We start from the raw sequence: 14,355 nt of genomic DNA on the forward strand, positions 1-14,355 counted from the left end.
AGTCTGTCATGCAGGGTCGGGACGGCCCCGGCCTTCGCCCACGGCATCCCGGCCCGCCACCAGCTCCCGCCCGCGCTCGTAGTCCTCGTCCGCGTTGTAGGTCAGCACGCCCACCACGCGGTCCTGCGCGTCCGTGTACCAGAGAGTGAACCCGTACCAGAGAGTGAACCCGCCGGTGCGCTCCACCATGCGGGCCTGCTCGTGGCCGTCGCCCCACGCGGCGTGCTTGAGCGTGTGCTCGCCGATGGTGCTCCAGAACCCGGGCACGGCCTCCCACCGCCGCAGGGACTCCGGGTCCGCCGTCGCCGCGTGGGCCAGCACGGAGGCCTGGCCGGCGCCGCCCGGCACGCCGACCTCGGTGCGGGCCGCGTTGTGCCCGGCGACCTCGCCCATGCCGAGGGCGTCGCCCCAGTGCTCCACGGGGATCGGCCGGCCGGCCACGGCGTGGTGGGCGCGGGCCACGTCCCCGGCCACCCACACGCCCGGAGCCGCGGCCAGGTGCTCGTCCGCCACGATCCGTCCCTCGTGGACGGTCAGCTCCGTGCCCCCGAGCAGGCCGCCGCCGGGCTCGATGCCCACCGCGGCGAGGATGAGGTCCGGGGCGAGGGTGACGCCGTCGTCCAGGTGGATGGTCCGGGGGGCCTCGATGCCGCTCACCCGCACGCCCGTGCGCAGCGTGACGCCCGCGCCCGTCAGCCACTCGGCGATCCGCTCGCCCGCGGCGCGGCCCAGCCGTCTCTGCTGCGGGACCTCATCCGGGGTGACCAGGGTGGTCTCCACCCCGCGCAGCGCCAGCGAGGCCGCCGCCTCGCAGCCGATGAACCCGGACCCCACCACGACGGCGGAGCGCGCGTGCCCGGCTGACGTCACCAGGCGGCGGGCGTCGGCGAAGGAGCGCAGCAGGTGCACCTCGGCGTCGGCCTCGACGTCCGGCAGGGGGATCGGACGGGCGCCCAGGGCCAGGATGAGCCGCTCGAAGCGGATCGGCTCCTCGGCGGCCCACAGCGTCCGCACCCCCAGGTCCGCGCGGGTGACGGTCACGCCCCGGCGCAGCTCGACGGCGTCCGGCAGCTCGTCCAGCACCGTCGGCTCGGGTTCGGCGGTGCCGCGCAGCAGCTCCTTGGACAGCGGCGGGCGCTCGTAGGGGTGGTCCACGTCCGAGGTGAGCATGAGGACGGGGCCGGGTCCCCCGGCGTCGACGTAGGCGCGGGCGGCGCTGACGCCGGCGGGGCCGCTGCCCACGATCACGAGCGGGAACGGGGTGGAGCTGTGCTGGGCCATACGGCCAGCATGCGCACCCGTCACGGGCGGGCGCCAGGGCCGACGGGCACCCCCGGCTCCGGCATACTGCCCGCATGGACCCCTCCCTGGTGTGGCTGCCGGCCGTCGTCGCGCTGGCCGCGATCACCGTGGGCGGCACGCTCCAGCGGGTGAGCGGAATGGGCGTCGGCATGATCGCCGCACCCACGCTGTCCCTGCTCCTGGGCCCGGTGGCGGGGGTGACGCTGTCCAACGTGGCCGCCTCGGTGTCCGCGGTGCTGCTGTTCGCGGTGCTCCACAGGCACGTGGACTGGCCGCGCTTCGTCCGCCTCGCACCCCTGCTCGTGGCCGGCTCGTTCGCGGGGGCGTGGGCGGTGCGGGTCCTGGACGCCCACGCCCTCGAGATCCTCCTGGGGTCCTCCGTGCTGGTGGCCGTGGCCGCCGTCCTGGGCCTGCAGCAGCGCTTCACCGCCCAGGGGAACGGGGCCGTGTTCGCCTCCGGCGCCGTCGCCGGGTTCATGAACACCACCGCGGGCATCGCCGGGCCGGCGCTCGCGGTCTACGCGGTGGCGAGCCGGTGGGACCAGCGTTCGTGGGCGGCCACCCTCCAGCCCGTGTTCCTGCTGGCCAATCTCACCTCGCTGGTCACCAAGTCGCTGTTCGGCGCGGCCGTGCCCGCGGGGCTGCACGTGCCGTGGCCGGTGTGGGTCGCCGTGGTGGCGGGCGGCCCGCTGGGTGTGCTGCTCGGTTCGGTGGTGGCCCGCCGGGTGGACCCCGCGAAGGCGCGCGTCCTCGCGATCTGCCTGGCCGGCGTCGGGGGCACGGTGGCGCTGGTGCGCGGTGTGGCCGGCGCCCTGGGCTGAGGCGGGGCCGGCGCGCGGGCGTCAGGGCAGGAGGGAGCGCACGGCCGCGGCCAGCGTGTCCCGCACGTCGTCCACCGTCAGGTCCTCCGGGGCCAGGTGCCGCTCGACCGACAGCGTGTGCACGAGCATCAGGAGCATGGCCGCGGTGTGCGTGACCTGCTCGTCCGGGACGTCGGCCAGCACGCGGTGCTCGCGCAGCAGGCCGGCCAGGAAGTCCCGCCGCCGGACGGTGAGCGTCCGGTAGGCTCTCCCCACGGCGGGCTCGCGCAGGCCCACGGCCTGGAACTCGTGGAGGAGCAGGGGCCAGGAGCCCGTGGTCTCGAGCACGACGTCGGCCAGGGCCTCCGCCACGCGGGCCACCAGGTCCTCGCGCGGCAGGTCGGGGTCGTCCAGGGCGTCGGCGACGCCGTCCATGGCTCGGGTGGTCGCCCGCTCGAACTGGACGGTGCAGGCGGCGGCGAAGAGGTCCGGCTTCCCCGCGAAGCCGGAATAGACGGCGCCCTTCGTGTAGCCGGCCTCCGCCGCGATGCGGGCGAGGGAGGAGCGCGCGTAGCCCTCCCGTCCGAACACCCGGGCCGCGTGGTCGAGGATGGCCGCGCGGACATCCTCGCGGCGGGGTCGGGTGGCCATGTTGCCCTCTCGATGCCGATGGTATTGAATACCGATGGTATTGAATCCGCCTCGACTCGGCAAAGAGGGCCTATGTCTTCCACTCCCACCGACGCCGATCACCATGGCCCCGGACCCGCCCCCGTCCCGGCGCACCTCGACGACCTCCCGCCCGCCACCCTCGTGGCGCGCGGTCTGACTCTGCGCGGCGGTCGCGGGCCGGTGTTCGGCCCCCTCGACCTCGTGCTGCCCCCGCAGACCCACCTGGCCGTGCTCGGAACCCAGGGCTCGGGCCGCTCGGCCCTGCTGCTCGCCCTCACGGGGCGCCTGCAGGGCGTGCGGGGCGAGCTCGTGCTCACCGGCGGCCCCGTGGACGTCGCCCTGGACGGGCCGGAGCGGCCCGCCGCCCGCGCGTACCGGCCCCCGATCGACGCCGCGCGCCACCCGCACGCCCTCCGTGCCCGCACCGCCGTCGCCCACACCACCGACGTGGTGGAGCTCGAGCCGGCGCTGACCGCGGCCGAGGTCGTGGACGAGCGCTGCCTCGCCGACGGCGTGCGCCGCCGCGCCGGCCGCGCGCGCTTCGCCCTCCTCGCGGACGCGGTGAGGCTGAGCGTGGCGCCGGAGGCCGTCGTCGGGGAGCTGTCCGCGCCCGATCGCGCGCTGCTGGCCGCCGTCGTCGCCTGCCTGCGCCCGGCCCGCCTCGTCACCTTCGACGACGTGGACGCCACCCTGACCATCGATGAGCTGGTCGCGCTCCACGCGGCCCTGGACGTCCTCAAGGACCACGGCCACCCGTTCGCGGTGAGCGCCGTGGCCTCCGCGCCCGTGCCGCGCGACGCCGTCGTCCTCACCCTGCCCCCCGTCCGGGAGAACTGATGCTGTTCCGCTACGAGCTGCGACGCTTCCGCCGTGGCCTGCCCCTGCTCGCCCTGCTGTTCATCTTCCTCGTCCCCGCCATCTACGGCGCCCTGTACCTGTCCGCGAACTGGGACCCCTACGGGGCCATGGACCGGCTGCCGGTGGCGATCGTCAACGAGGACGAGCCCGTCCAGCGCGGCGACACCACGCTGCGCACCGGCGCGGACATGACCGAACGCCTCAAGGACGACCGCGCCTTCGACTGGCGCGAGACCACGCGCGAGGAGGCCGAGGAGGGGCTGCGGGAGGGCCGGTACTACCTCGTCCTGGAGATCCCCGCCGAGCTCAGCCGTGACCTCGTCAGCCCCGAGGGCGGCGGGACACCGCAGCAGGCGCAGATCACCCTGCGCCGAGACGACGCCAACGGCTTCGTGATCGGCTCCGTCACGAACGCGAGCCAGGCCAAGGTCGAGGCCGCCGTGAACCGGTCCGCGATCGAGGCGTACTTCGAGGCCGTCTTCTCCAGTCTCGGCGAGCTGCGGTCGGGCATGGTCGACGCCGCCGACGGTGCCGCGCAGCTGGCCGACGGCACGGCCTCCGCGAAGGACGGCGCGAGCCAGCTGGAGGACGGGATCGTCCAGGCCCACGACGGCTCCGGCAAGCTGGCCGAGGGCGCGGGCCAGCTCGCCACGGGTGCGGGTGACCTCGCGGACGGCGCCGCCCAGGCCGACGACGGCGCCCAGCTACTCGCCGAGGGCGCCGCGTCCGCGCAGGACGGGGCCGGCCGCCTGGCCGACGGGCTCGACCAGGCGCGCGAGGGCTCCCAGGCCCTCGCCGACGGCGCCGGGCAGCTCGCCGAGAACGCCCCCGCCCTGCGTCAGGGCGCCACGGACCTCTCCGACGGGCTGGCCCAGCTGCAGACCGGATCGGCCGAGCTCACCGACGGCGCCACGCAGGTGGCCGACGGCACCCAGCAGCTCTACGACACGGTGGTCCCCGGCCTGGACCAGGTGATCGAGCGCCAGGACGCGGTGGCCGCCGACGTCGCCGCGGTGGACGAGGACGTCCAGCGGGTCGCCGAGGTGGCCGGCACGGCCGAGGACGGCGCGGGCGCCCGCATCGCCGATGCGCAGGCCGCCCTGGCCGCGCTCGCCGAAGAGGACCCGACGCTCGCCGAGTCCGAGCAGTACGCCGCGCTCCAGGAGGCGCTCACCGGCGCGGACGAGCGGGTGACCGCCGTCGCCGGCCGCGCCGAGGAGGCCGCCGCGACCTCCGCGGCCGCCAACGAGCGCGTCCAGGGCTTCGTCGAGGACGACGTCGCCGCCTCCGCCAAGGCGGATCTGACGGACCTCAACGACGGCGCCCACGCCGTGGCCGCGGGCGCGGAGAAGCTGCAGGGCGGGATCGGTGCGGCGAAGGACGGGGCCGACTCCCTCGCCGACGGCGCCGGGAGGTTCGCGGACGGCCTCGAGCAGCTGGGCTCCGGCGCGACCGAGCTCGACGGCGGCCTGGCTCAGCTCCAGGACGGCGCCGGGGAGCTGCAGTCCGGCCTCGGCGAGCTGACGGACGGGGCGACCACCCTCGCCGAGGGCAACGCCGCGCTCCACGACGGGGCGCTGACCCTGCAGGACGGTGCGGGCCAGCTGGAGTCCGGCGCCACCGAGCTCGACGACGGCCTGGCCCAGCTCCAGGACGGCGCCGGGGAGCTGCACACCGGCCTCGGCACCCTCGACGACGGCGCCCACGAGCTCGCCTCCGGGCTCTCCGACGGCGTCGACCGCGTCCCCGCCCTGACCGAGGACGAGCGGGACGAGGCCGCCCTGGTGATGTCCCGGCCCGTGGAGGCCGTGATGCAGGTGGACAACTCCGCGGAGGTCTACGGCCGCGGCATGGCGCCGATGTTCTTCTCGATCGCGCTGTGGGTGTTCGGCATCGCCGCGTTCAACATCATGCGGCCCATCAGCGGGCGGCTGCTGGCCGGGCGCCGCAACCCGGTGGCGATCGCGCTGGCCGCGTGGCTGCCCGTGGGCATCGTGGCCGTGGGCGGCGGCCTGCTCATGCTCGCCGCGACGCTGCCGCTGGGCCTGGCCCCCGTGCACCCGGTGCGGGCCGTGGCCCTGACGGTGCTCGTGGCCGTGGTGTTCTCCCTCATCGCGCACCTGGTGCAGACGGCTCTCGGCACCCCCGGTTCGGCGCTGCTGCTGGTCCTGCTGGTCCTGCAGCTGGCCTCCACCGGCGGCACCTACCCGGCCGAGGTGCTGCCCGGCTTCTTCCAGGCGCTGCACCCGTTCATGCCGATGAGCTACTCCATCGAGGCGTTCCGCAACGCGATCTCCGGCGGTCCGGACCAGCGCTTCTGGGTGCCGGTGGTCGTGCTGATGGGCATCGGGGCGGCGGCGCTCGCCCTGGACGTGCTCGTGGTGCGGCGCCGGCGTCGGTTCCGCATGAAGGACCTGCACCCCGCGCTGCAGGCCTGAGCGGGGATGACTTCCGCACCCCGCGCCGCCGTCGTCCGTCCGGCCCGCCCCGAGGACGCGCCCGCGATCGCCGCGATCGCCGCGGCCACCTTCCCGGACGCCTCCCCGGCCTCGCTGCCGCGTGCCGCGGTGGAGGCGCACATCGCGTTGCACCTGAGTGAGGCCGCCGTGGCCGCGTGGATCGCGGACCCGGAGCGGATCGTGCTCGTGGGCGCCGCGGCCGACGCCCCGGAGACCCTGCTCGGCTACGCCATGTACGAGACCGCCGCGGCCCCCGAGGCACCCGTCACGGAGCGGCTCGGCGACGTGCCGGCCGGCCACCTCTCGAAGCTGTACGTGCTCGCCGAGGGGCGCGGCACCGGGCTGGCCGAGGCCCTCGTGCACGACGGCGTCGAGCGGCTGCGGCGGCTGGGGTTCCGGCACGTGTGGCTCGGCACGAACGCGCAGAACGCACGGGCCAACCGGTTCTACGAGCGCCTCGGCTTCGAGACGGTCGGGGCGCGGCAGTTCGTGGTCGGCGGGGAGCGGGTCGAGGACGACTGGGTGCGGCTGCTGACGGTGGCGTGAGCCGGTCGCCGCTCAGCAGGCCTCCGGGCCGTCCGGGTCCTCGTCGGGGTCGAACCACGCGGACGGGTGATAGTGCACCGCGGCGAGCCCCTCGTCGTCGGCCAGGTGGGTCTGGGCCCCGGGCACGGAATCCGTGTTCTGCCCGGCTACCGCCTCCCACGCCCCGGCCTCGGTGCGGCGCACCACGAGCAGCAGGACGCCGGTGCGCTCGCCGGCCTCGTCGCCGTCGGGCGCGGTCTGCCCCGTCATGGTCCACGGCGCGTGCACCACCGCCACGTCCCCGAGCTCGCGCACGCGCACCTGACCGAGCACGAGCCGGGAGGCCGGGAACATCCAGCGGAAGCCGAGCGCGTGGTTCACCCGGATCTGCCGACGCCGCGTCCACCACACGCCCACCACGTTCACGAAGTCCGCGTCCTCGGCGAACAGCTCGGCGAGTGCGTCGGCGTCGGCGGCGTTCCAGGCGGCCGCGAAGGCCTCGGCCACCGCGGCGGGGCCGGCCGGCCGGGTCGCGACGTCGGCGGTGGGGTCCGCGGGGGACATGGCTGCTCCTGGATCGGGGAAGGGCGGGTTCAGCGGGCGGGCCCGTAGGCCAGCATCAGCACGACGGCGGCGAACAGCACCGCCATCACGGCCAGGACCGTGAGCACGGCGCGCAGGGCCGCACGCGTGCGCGGGTCGGCCGGGGACGGTGCATCCGGACGTCGGGTCACGCTCGCCAGTGTGGCATGCGGCACGGCGCGAGGGGCGCATGCGTCGGCGGGCGTCGAAGGTGCCTCCCAGCCAGGGCTCAGTCGACGCTGAAGCTGCGGATGTGGTTGCTGAACACGAAGCGGTCGAACACGGTCCGCGCCGAGCTCGGGTCGTCCGCGTGACCACTCTGGGCCGTCTACGGCGGATCGAGCCCCGCCGCCGGCCGGCCTCCCATGCCCGGCCGGTTCCCACCTCCGCCCGCCCGCCCGGCAGGGGTGGTCTCGGGCCGGGCGGCCTTGGGATGATGGGTGCCCCCGGAGAAAGGTGCCCGATGCCCCCGCCCGTGCCGCAGCCGACCCGCCGACAGTTGCTCCTGGCCGGTTCCGCCCTGCTCGGATCGGGACTGCTGGCCGCCTGCGGGCAGGACGGGGAGGACGCGGCGTCGTCGTCCGTGCCGACCTCGTCCGCGCCCACCTCCGCCGCCCCCGCTGGTCCGCCGCCCGCCGGCGAACCGGTGGCCTGGTCGGACGTGGCCCGGGTTCCGCACCTGTTCTTCCACTCCCTCGTGGTGGACCCGGCCCGCGCCTTCGACGGCGACGACAAGGCCGGCGGCTACCTGGACTTCATGGTCACGGTGGACGAGTTCGACGCCGTCATCCGGCAGGTCTACGAGCGCGGCTACGTGCTGGTCTCCCCGCACGAGCTGTACGAGGTGGGCGAGGACGACGTCGTCCGCCCGAAGACCCTCATGGTCCCCGAGGGCCGGACCCCGCTGATCCTCTCCCTGGACGACTGCTCGTACTACCTCTACATGGACGGCGACGGCTTCGCGGACCGCCTGATCGTGGCCGAGGACGGCCGCGTCCGCAACGAGTACACGGACGCCGAGGGCACCACGCACGTCGGGGCGTTCGACGTCGTCCCGCGCCTGGACGACTTCCTCGCCGAGCACCCGGACTTCAGCCTCAACGGCGCCCGCGGCGTGCTGGCCATGACCGGCTACGACGGCGTGTTCGGCTACCGCACCTCGGCCCGCGAGTTCGGGGACAGCCCCACGTTCGACGCCGACGTCGCGGCCGCCACCGAGGTCGCCGACGCGCTCAAGGACAGCGGCTGGGAGTTCGCCTCCCACACGTGGGGCCACCGGACGGTGCCGAAGCTGACCATGGAGGAGCTCGAGTTCGACATGGGGCACTGGCACGAGGAGGTCGAGCCGATCCTCGGCCCCACGGACATGCTCATCTACCCGTTCGGCGCGGACGTCACCGGCCCCGGCACGTACACGGAGGACAACGAGCGGTACCGCTACTTCCGCGAGCTCGGCTACCGCTCCTTCTTCCTCGTGGACGGCACCTCCAAGGCGTGGGGCCAGCTCGAGCCCGGCTACTACCGCGGCTCGCGCATCAACGTGGACGGCATCAGCCTCGCCGCGGCCGTCTCGGGCGAGCGGCCCGTGCTGGAGGAGTTCTTCGACCCCCGGTCCGTCCTGGACCCGGCCCGCCCCGAGTCCATCCGCGGCCCGAAGAAGCCGAGCCCGGCGCCGTCGTCGCCCGCCGCGGCCCCGAGAACCCCGCGACCCTGAGGAGAGCACCATGTCCATCCCCGCCACCGAAGTCGAGGCCCGCTGGAACGCGGCCGCCGAGCCGTTCACCGCCGTCGTCCGGGAGGTGCGGGACTGGGACGCCGCCACCCCGTGCGAGGGCTGGGACGCGCTGGACCTGCTGGACCACGTGATCGCCGGCCAGCGCGACTTCGCCGCCCGCCAAGGCCGGGAGGTGCCCCTCTTCGACGGCTCCCGCCAGCAGCTGGCCACCCAGTGGGCCAAGCACGCCGCCGCCATGTCCGCCCTCGCCGGTGACGAGGAGTTCATCATGCGGCCCATGAAGACTGCGCTCGGGGAGATAACCGTGGGCGAGGCGCTGATCCGCTTCCACGCGTTCGACCTGATCGTGCACCGTTGGGACCTGGCCCGCTCGCAGGGCGTGGACGCGCGGTTCACGGACGCGGAGATCGACTGCGTGGAGGAGTCGCTGGAGCTGTTCGGCGACGCCGCCTACACGCCCGGCATCCTGGGCGAGCCCGTCCCCGTGGCCGACGACGCCGACCGGCAGGCCCGCCTGCTCGGTCGCCTGGGCCGTCGGGGCTGAGACCCGGGCAGGACCCGTCCCCGCACCCCAGGAGGCACCGTGAGCGAGTCCACCGGTTTCAGCGCCGCGGAGCAGGCCGCGATCGCCGAGCGCGCGCAGGAGCTGCGCGCCCAGCGCGGCGGGAAGAAGAAGGCCGACGCCCTGCAGGACCTGCTGGCGACGATCGAGGAGATGCCCGAGCCGGACCGCGCCCTGGCGGTGGCGGTGCACCGGATCGTCACGGAGGTGGCCCCGGAGCTCGACCCCCGCACCTGGTACGGCATGCCCGCCTACGCGCGCGACACGGACGTGCTCGTGTTCCTGCAGGTCAGCAGCAAGTTCGGCGTGCGATACACGACCCTCGGCTGACGTCCGGCGCAGAGTGGTCACGACACGCCGCGTCGCCTACGGGGAGACGGCGTGTCGTGACCACTCTGCGGGTTCTCCGGCTCCTCCGCGGACCGGGCTGCCCGTCGCCAGTGGCGCACCGCCCACAGGGTCAGACCGCCCACGGTCAGCCAGCCCACCCCGAGCAGCACGCCGTTCACGACGCCCGGGCGCACCGCGAACGCCCCCATCGCCACGAGGGAGAGCTGTCCGGGGATCACGCCGACCGCGGTGGAGCCGGCGAAGATCCCCAGCGGCACGGCGAGCGCGCCCGCCCCGTAGTTCACGGGCCAGTACGGCAGCCCCGGGGCGACGCGCAGGGTCAGCAGGGCGAGGAACCCGGTGTCCTCGAGCCGCCGCTCCACGGTCTCGGCGTGGCGGCCGAGCCAGCGCAGGACCACCTCGCGCCCGACCGCGCGCGCGATGCCGTACGCCCCGAGCGAACCCAGCAGGGCTCCGACCACGGACAGCACCGTCCCCTCGATCGCGCCGAAGAGCACACCGGCGGTGACCGCCATGATCGTCACGGGGATGGGGGTGAGCGCCACGGCCGCGTACAGCACGGTGAACGCCAGCCAGCTCCACCAGCCGAAGCCGTCCAGCTGGGCGCGCAGCTCGTCCACGCCGGGCAGGCGCACGGTGAGCGCGAGCCACACGAACGCCGCCACCACGAGGACGAGGGCGGCGGTGCGCAGGATCGACACCCCGCGGTGCCCGGTGCGGGCGGGCAGGGTGGAGGCGGCGCCGGAGTCGCGCGGCGGCACGGCGGTGGAGGGCATCGGCTCAGGCTACCGGCAGCCGCTCCCTCCGCATGTACTCCCTGGTCTGCGGCCACGCCCTGCCCTGCTTCGCAGGATCACACGCGTGTGACTCATCCACACCTGTGGACAACTCTGTGGAGAACCCTGTGCACGCGGCCCGCCGGGTGTGGACGGAGGGGCTCAGGCGGTGGACGCGCCGGGCGCGTCGCCCGGCCGCGCCTCGCCCGGCTCCACCGTCGGCTCGTCCTCGAAGGCGGGACCGCCGTCGTCCTCCCAGGCCGCGGCGGCGTCGTCGTCCCTGTCGGTCTCCTGCACCTGGTCGTGCAGGCGCTCCATGCGGGTGTCCAGGTCCGCGGCCACGCGGGCGGCGGCCACGAGCTCGGTCGCGATGTCCGGGGGCACGCCGCCGTCGAACTTGTAGTTGATCTTGTGCTCGAGCGTGGCCCAGAAGTCCATGGCGCTCGTGCGGAACTGCATCTCCACGGTCACCGGGATCGTGCCGGTGGACAGGTGGATCGGTACCTGCACGAGGCAGTGCAGACTGCGGTAGCCCGAGGGCTTGGGCCGGGAGATGTAGTCCTCCACCTCGAGCACCCGGATGTCCGGCTGCTGCGTGAATTGGCGGAACACGCGGTACACGTCCCGGGCGAAGCTGACGATCACGCGCGCCCCGGCGATGTCCGTGACGTTGGTGCGCAGCGCGTCCAGGTCCAGGGACAGCCCGCGGGCGGAGGCCTTGCGCAGGATCGACTCCGGCGACTTCACCCGCGTGACGATGTGCTCGATGGGGTTGTAGTCGTGCAGGTGTGTGAACTCGTCCCGCAGCACCTCGAGCCGCGCCTCCACCTGGAGCAGGGCCGAGCGGTACTCGAGGTCGAAGCGCTCGACGTCTCGGCGCAGCCGCTCCAGCGCCCCTGACGCCGCGGGGGTGAGCTGCGTCAACTCGGACACGGGGGTGCCGCGCAGCGCCTCGACGTCCGCCGAGGGCGCGGGCGCGTCCGGGGAAGGGTCCTGCTCCATGGCCTCAGAGCCTACGGCGGGATCCTGCGAGACGGCTGGCCGTCCACAGGCCCGACGGCGGCCCGTCAGTCCTCGGCGGGGATCAGCACGCGCTCGAAGGCGGCGCGCTCCTCGTCGGAGACGGCCACGGGCCGCCCGGCCGCCGGGTCCACCTGCACGAACACGGCGTCGCACAGCACGCAGCGCCGCCCGTCCTGCCACAGCTCGTGGCGCAGCGTGAAGGACGTCCGGCCGATCCGCAGGATCCACACCCGCGCCGTCACCTCGGGCCCGGCGTAGACCACGGGCGCCTCGTACTGGACCTCCATGGACCGCACGACGCGCTGGACGTCCGGGGACGCCGTCGTCGTGGCCCACGCGCCCAGGGCGCGCACGCGCGCCTCCTCGGTGAGGGTGAGCAGTCGGGCGTTGTTGACGTGGCCGTAGCGGTCCTCGTCGGACCAGCGCAGCTGCAGCCCGACCTCGAACGGGGTCGGCGTGCCGGCGTCGGCGGGGGTCTCGGGGGTGGTCGGCTGAGTCACGGGGTGAACACCTTTCCTGGGTTGAGGATGCCGTGCGGGTCGAACACGGCCTTGATGCGCTGCTGGAGGTCGTGCTGGGCGTCGCCGAGCTCGTCCCGCAGGAACGCGCGCTTGAGCAGGCCCACGCCGTGTTCGCCGGTGAGCGTGCCGCCGAGTTCCAGGCCCGCGCGGAACAGCTCGCCGGCGGCCTCCCAGACGTCCGCCGGGATCGACGCGGCGTCCTCGGCCGCGCCGCCCACCTGCGCCGCGGCGCCGAACAGCAGGATCGGGTGCAGGTTGCCGTCCCCGGCGTGGGCCGTGGTGGGGATGGCGACGCCGGTGCGTGCCTCGATCTCACGGATCCGCGCGAACATCTCGGCCATGCGGCTGCGCGGGACGGCCACGTCCTCCACGAGCGGGGTGCCGAGGCGCTCGAGCGCGGGGAACGCGGTGCGGCGCAGGGCCATGAGGGCCTCCCCCTCGGCGGGGTCCACGGTCACGGTGACGTCCCCACCGTGGGCGCGCATGAGGGCGGCCATGGCCTCCCCGTCCGCCTCGGCGCCGGCGCCGTCGGCCTGCACCAGCAGGAACGCGCCGGACTCGGGCAGGGCGGCCCCGCGTTCGGGCCCCGCGTGCGCGCGCACCGCGGCGAGCGTCGCCTCGTCCATCAGCTCCATCAGGGCGGGCACGTGACCGGCCCCGGTGATCGCCTCGGCCGCGGCGGCGCCCGCGACGACGTCCGGGAAGAACCCGCCGAGCGTCACCGGCGTGCCGCGCACGGCCGGCCGCAGCGCCAGCGTCGCGCCCACGATCACGCCGAGCGTGCCCTCCGAGCCGATCATCAGCGCGACCAGGTCATAGCCGGTCACCCCCTTGACGGTGCGGTGGCCCAGCCGCAGCAGGGTGCCGTCCGCGAGCACCACGTCCAGGCCCAGCACCGCCTCGCGCGTGACGCCGTACTTGGCGCACAGCAGCCCGCCGGCGTTCATCGCGATGTTGCCGCCCACCGTGGAGATGTCCTTCGACGCGGGATCCGGGGCCCACCACAGCCCGTGCTCGGCGAGCGCGGCGTTCAGCGCCCCGTTGAGGATCCCCGGCTCGACGACGGCCACGCGGTCCGCGGGGGAGACCTCCAGGATCCGGTCCATCGCGGTCATGTCCAGGACGATCTCGCCCGCCCCCGCGACGGCGCCGCCGGCCAACCCCGTGCCCGCTCCGCGGGTGACCAGCGGGGTGCGGGTCCCGTGCGCGATCCGGCACGCGGCCTGCACGTCCTCCACCGTCCGCGCGCGGACCACGGCCAGCGGCGCGGCGGGGGAGCGATGCCCCGAGCGGTCCGCCCGGGCGGCCTCGAGTGCGGCGGCGGAGACGTCCACGCGGCCGGGCAGCTCCGCCTGCAGGCGGGCGACGACGTCGGCGGGCGGGGCGTCCGCGGCAGGCGGGGCGGCGGGGGTCGGGTCGAGGGGTGCGGAGGAGTCCATGTCCACCAGTGTCGCCGATCACACGGGGTGGGGCGTGCGTCGGCCGGTCCGATGACGCGCCCGGCCCCGTCCCTAGACTGGCGGCCATGACCTCCCCGGACCCCGCGCCCCCGCGCCCCCGCGTCCACGTGCTCACCCTGCGCCCGGATGGAGCCCGTGAGGACACCGCCCGCCGCGTGGGCGCCGTCCTCGCCGAGGCCTTCGCCACGGACCCGTACACGCTCGGGCTCGTGCCCGAGGACCGGCGCGGGCCCCGCCTCGAGCGCAAGTTCACCGCCGCCGTGCGCCAGGGGCTGCGCGCGGGGGCCGACGGCGCCCCGCTGGGCGCCGTGGACGTCGCCGTGGACGCGGCCGACGGCACGCTGCTCGGCGCCGCCGTGTGGACCTCCCCCGCCGCCCCCCGCGGGGTCGACGTGCCGGGCCTGCTGGCGGGGCTGCCCACCGCCGTCGCCGTCCACGGCCGCCACACCCTCGCCCTGAAGCGGATCCAGGCCGCCTGCGAGCGGGCCCGCCCGGCAGGCCGGCACTGGTACCTTGAGGAGGTCGGCACCGTCCCGTCCGCCCGCGGGCGCGGGGCGGCGAGTGCGCTGGTGCGCCACGGCCAGCGCCGCGCGTCGGGTCTGCCCGTGCACCTCGAGGCGTCCGTGCCCGCCACCGTCCCGTTCTATGAGCGGCTCGGCTTCCGTGCGACCGGCCACGTGCCCGTGCCCGGGGGCGAGCCCCTGACCTGCCTGCGCTGGGAGGCCTGAG

Annotated in this window: 16 protein-coding genes; 8 read left to right on the forward strand and 8 right to left on the reverse strand. The window is 75.2% G+C overall.

All coding sequences use genetic code 11. The features are described from left to right. Positions 1–6: 6 nt before the first annotated feature. Complete coding sequence (locus tag NR072_RS11205) at positions 7–1,281, reverse strand: NAD(P)/FAD-dependent oxidoreductase (protein WP_256837275.1); 1,275 nt, start codon at positions 1,279–1,281, stop codon at positions 7–9. Between the two features lie 74 nt (positions 1,282–1,355). On the opposite strand from NR072_RS11205, the gene NR072_RS11210 reads away from it, so the two are divergent. Then, positions 1,356–2,123, forward strand: a complete 768-nt coding sequence (locus tag NR072_RS11210) for a sulfite exporter TauE/SafE family protein (RefSeq protein WP_060774821.1) — start codon at positions 1,356–1,358, stop codon at positions 2,121–2,123. Between the two features lie 21 nt (positions 2,124–2,144). Here NR072_RS11210 and NR072_RS11215 read toward each other — a convergent pair whose 3' ends face one another. Further along, a complete protein-coding gene (locus tag NR072_RS11215; protein WP_020624715.1) occupies positions 2,145–2,753 on the reverse strand; it encodes a TetR/AcrR family transcriptional regulator in 609 nt (202 codons plus the stop codon). Between the two features lie 72 nt (positions 2,754–2,825). On the opposite strand from NR072_RS11215, the gene NR072_RS11220 reads away from it, so the two are divergent. The 3 genes from NR072_RS11220 to NR072_RS11230 are packed head-to-tail and all read left to right on the forward strand — an operon-like array spanning position 2,826 to position 6,637. Further along, positions 2,826–3,611: an ABC transporter ATP-binding protein gene (locus tag NR072_RS11220; protein WP_256837277.1), complete on the forward strand. Its 786-nt coding sequence runs from the start codon at positions 2,826–2,828 to the stop codon at positions 3,609–3,611. Continuing rightward, complete coding sequence (locus NR072_RS11225) at positions 3,611–6,070, forward strand: YhgE/Pip family protein (RefSeq protein WP_256837278.1); 2,460 nt, start codon at positions 3,611–3,613, stop codon at positions 6,068–6,070. The genes NR072_RS11220 and NR072_RS11225 overlap by 1 nt, the downstream gene beginning before the upstream one ends. Before the next feature lie 6 nt (positions 6,071–6,076). Further along, positions 6,077–6,637, forward strand: coding sequence for a GNAT family N-acetyltransferase (locus NR072_RS11230; protein WP_020624718.1), 561 nt, complete (start codon positions 6,077–6,079; stop codon positions 6,635–6,637). Between the two features lie 12 nt (positions 6,638–6,649). On the opposite strand, the gene NR072_RS11235 is transcribed toward NR072_RS11230, so the two are convergent. Together NR072_RS11235 and NR072_RS11240 are read right to left on the reverse strand one after the other, a co-directional pair. Next, on the reverse strand, positions 6,650–7,180 hold the full coding sequence (locus tag NR072_RS11235; RefSeq protein WP_135039905.1) for an SgcJ/EcaC family oxidoreductase: 531 nt from the start codon (positions 7,178–7,180) through the stop codon (positions 6,650–6,652). 29 nt (positions 7,181–7,209) lie between these two features. Further along, entirely contained in the window at positions 7,210–7,350 is a 141-nt protein-coding gene (locus NR072_RS11240) for a hypothetical protein (RefSeq protein WP_167754980.1), read from the reverse strand. Between the two features lie 311 nt (positions 7,351–7,661). Here NR072_RS11240 and NR072_RS11245 point away from each other — a divergent pair, with 311 nt between their 5' ends. Genes NR072_RS11245 through NR072_RS11255 form a run of 3 tightly spaced genes read left to right on the forward strand, consistent with a single transcriptional unit; the run spans position 7,662 to position 9,825 of the window. Next, complete coding sequence (locus NR072_RS11245) at positions 7,662–8,912, forward strand: polysaccharide deacetylase family protein (protein ID WP_135039906.1); 1,251 nt, start codon at positions 7,662–7,664, stop codon at positions 8,910–8,912. 10 nt (positions 8,913–8,922) lie between these two features. Next, entirely contained in the window at positions 8,923–9,477 is a 555-nt protein-coding gene (locus NR072_RS11250) for a TIGR03086 family metal-binding protein (RefSeq protein WP_135039907.1), read from the forward strand. Positions 9,478–9,516: 39 nt separating this feature from the next. Further along, on the forward strand, positions 9,517–9,825 hold the full coding sequence (locus tag NR072_RS11255) for a DUF1801 domain-containing protein (protein ID WP_228062882.1): 309 nt from the start codon (positions 9,517–9,519) through the stop codon (positions 9,823–9,825). 17 nt (positions 9,826–9,842) lie between these two features. Here the strand turns inward: NR072_RS11255 and NR072_RS11260 are convergent, their stop codons facing one another. The 4 genes from NR072_RS11260 to NR072_RS11275 all read right to left on the reverse strand — a co-directional run bounded on the left by NR072_RS11260 (position 9,843) and on the right by NR072_RS11275 (position 13,605). Beyond that, complete coding sequence (locus NR072_RS11260) at positions 9,843–10,622, reverse strand: TVP38/TMEM64 family protein (protein WP_078025651.1); 780 nt, start codon at positions 10,620–10,622, stop codon at positions 9,843–9,845. Between the two features lie 162 nt (positions 10,623–10,784). Beyond that, positions 10,785–11,624, reverse strand: a complete 840-nt coding sequence (locus tag NR072_RS11265; RefSeq protein ID WP_078025652.1) for a GTP pyrophosphokinase family protein — start codon at positions 11,622–11,624, stop codon at positions 10,785–10,787. Between the two features lie 65 nt (positions 11,625–11,689). Further along, a complete protein-coding gene (locus NR072_RS11270) occupies positions 11,690–12,145 on the reverse strand; it encodes a thioesterase family protein (protein ID WP_036314509.1) in 456 nt (151 codons plus the stop codon). Further along, complete coding sequence (locus tag NR072_RS11275; RefSeq protein ID WP_306231225.1) at positions 12,142–13,605, reverse strand: FAD-binding oxidoreductase; 1,464 nt, start codon at positions 13,603–13,605, stop codon at positions 12,142–12,144. The genes NR072_RS11270 and NR072_RS11275 overlap by 4 nt, the downstream gene beginning before the upstream one ends. 86 nt (positions 13,606–13,691) lie before the next feature. Here NR072_RS11275 and NR072_RS11280 point away from each other — a divergent pair, with 86 nt between their 5' ends. Then, positions 13,692–14,354 carry a GNAT family N-acetyltransferase gene (locus NR072_RS11280; RefSeq protein ID WP_101965887.1) on the forward strand — a complete coding sequence of 221 codons (663 nt, stop codon included), beginning with the start codon at positions 13,692–13,694 and terminating at the stop codon, positions 14,352–14,354. Position 14,355 lies beyond the last annotated feature (1 nt).

It is taken from the genome of Micrococcus sp. Mcc89 (assembly GCF_024519795.1).
In the GTDB taxonomy this organism is placed as follows: domain Bacteria; phylum Actinomycetota; class Actinomycetes; order Actinomycetales; family Micrococcaceae; genus Micrococcus; species Micrococcus luteus.

What these genes read in the sequence shown, in the direction of transcription:
- NR072_RS11260 (WP_078025651.1), bottom strand. Translation starts at nt 10,622, where the DNA reads ATGCCCTCCACCGCCGTGCCGCCGCGCGACTCCGGCGCCGCCTCCACC.
- NR072_RS11205 (WP_256837275.1), bottom strand. Translation starts at nt 1,281, where the DNA reads ATGGCCCAGCACAGCTCCACCCCGTTCCCGCTCGTGATCGTGGGCAGC.
- NR072_RS11220 (WP_256837277.1), top strand. Translation starts at nt 2,826, where the DNA reads ATGTCTTCCACTCCCACCGACGCCGATCACCATGGCCCCGGACCCGCC.
- NR072_RS11215 (WP_020624715.1), bottom strand. Translation starts at nt 2,753, where the DNA reads ATGGCCACCCGACCCCGCCGCGAGGATGTCCGCGCGGCCATCCTCGAC.
- NR072_RS11235 (WP_135039905.1), bottom strand. Translation starts at nt 7,180, where the DNA reads ATGTCCCCCGCGGACCCCACCGCCGACGTCGCGACCCGGCCGGCCGGC.
- NR072_RS11210 (WP_060774821.1), top strand. Translation starts at nt 1,356, where the DNA reads ATGGACCCCTCCCTGGTGTGGCTGCCGGCCGTCGTCGCGCTGGCCGCG.
- NR072_RS11250 (WP_135039907.1), top strand. Translation starts at nt 8,923, where the DNA reads ATGTCCATCCCCGCCACCGAAGTCGAGGCCCGCTGGAACGCGGCCGCC.
- NR072_RS11265 (WP_078025652.1), bottom strand. Translation starts at nt 11,624, where the DNA reads ATGGAGCAGGACCCTTCCCCGGACGCGCCCGCGCCCTCGGCGGACGTC.
- NR072_RS11225 (WP_256837278.1), top strand. Translation starts at nt 3,611, where the DNA reads ATGCTGTTCCGCTACGAGCTGCGACGCTTCCGCCGTGGCCTGCCCCTG.
- NR072_RS11275 (WP_306231225.1), bottom strand. Translation starts at nt 13,605, where the DNA reads ATGGACTCCTCCGCACCCCTCGACCCGACCCCCGCCGCCCCGCCTGCC.
- NR072_RS11230 (WP_020624718.1), top strand. Translation starts at nt 6,077, where the DNA reads ATGACTTCCGCACCCCGCGCCGCCGTCGTCCGTCCGGCCCGCCCCGAG.
- NR072_RS11280 (WP_101965887.1), top strand. Translation starts at nt 13,692, where the DNA reads ATGACCTCCCCGGACCCCGCGCCCCCGCGCCCCCGCGTCCACGTGCTC.
- NR072_RS11245 (WP_135039906.1), top strand. Translation starts at nt 7,662, where the DNA reads ATGCCCCCGCCCGTGCCGCAGCCGACCCGCCGACAGTTGCTCCTGGCC.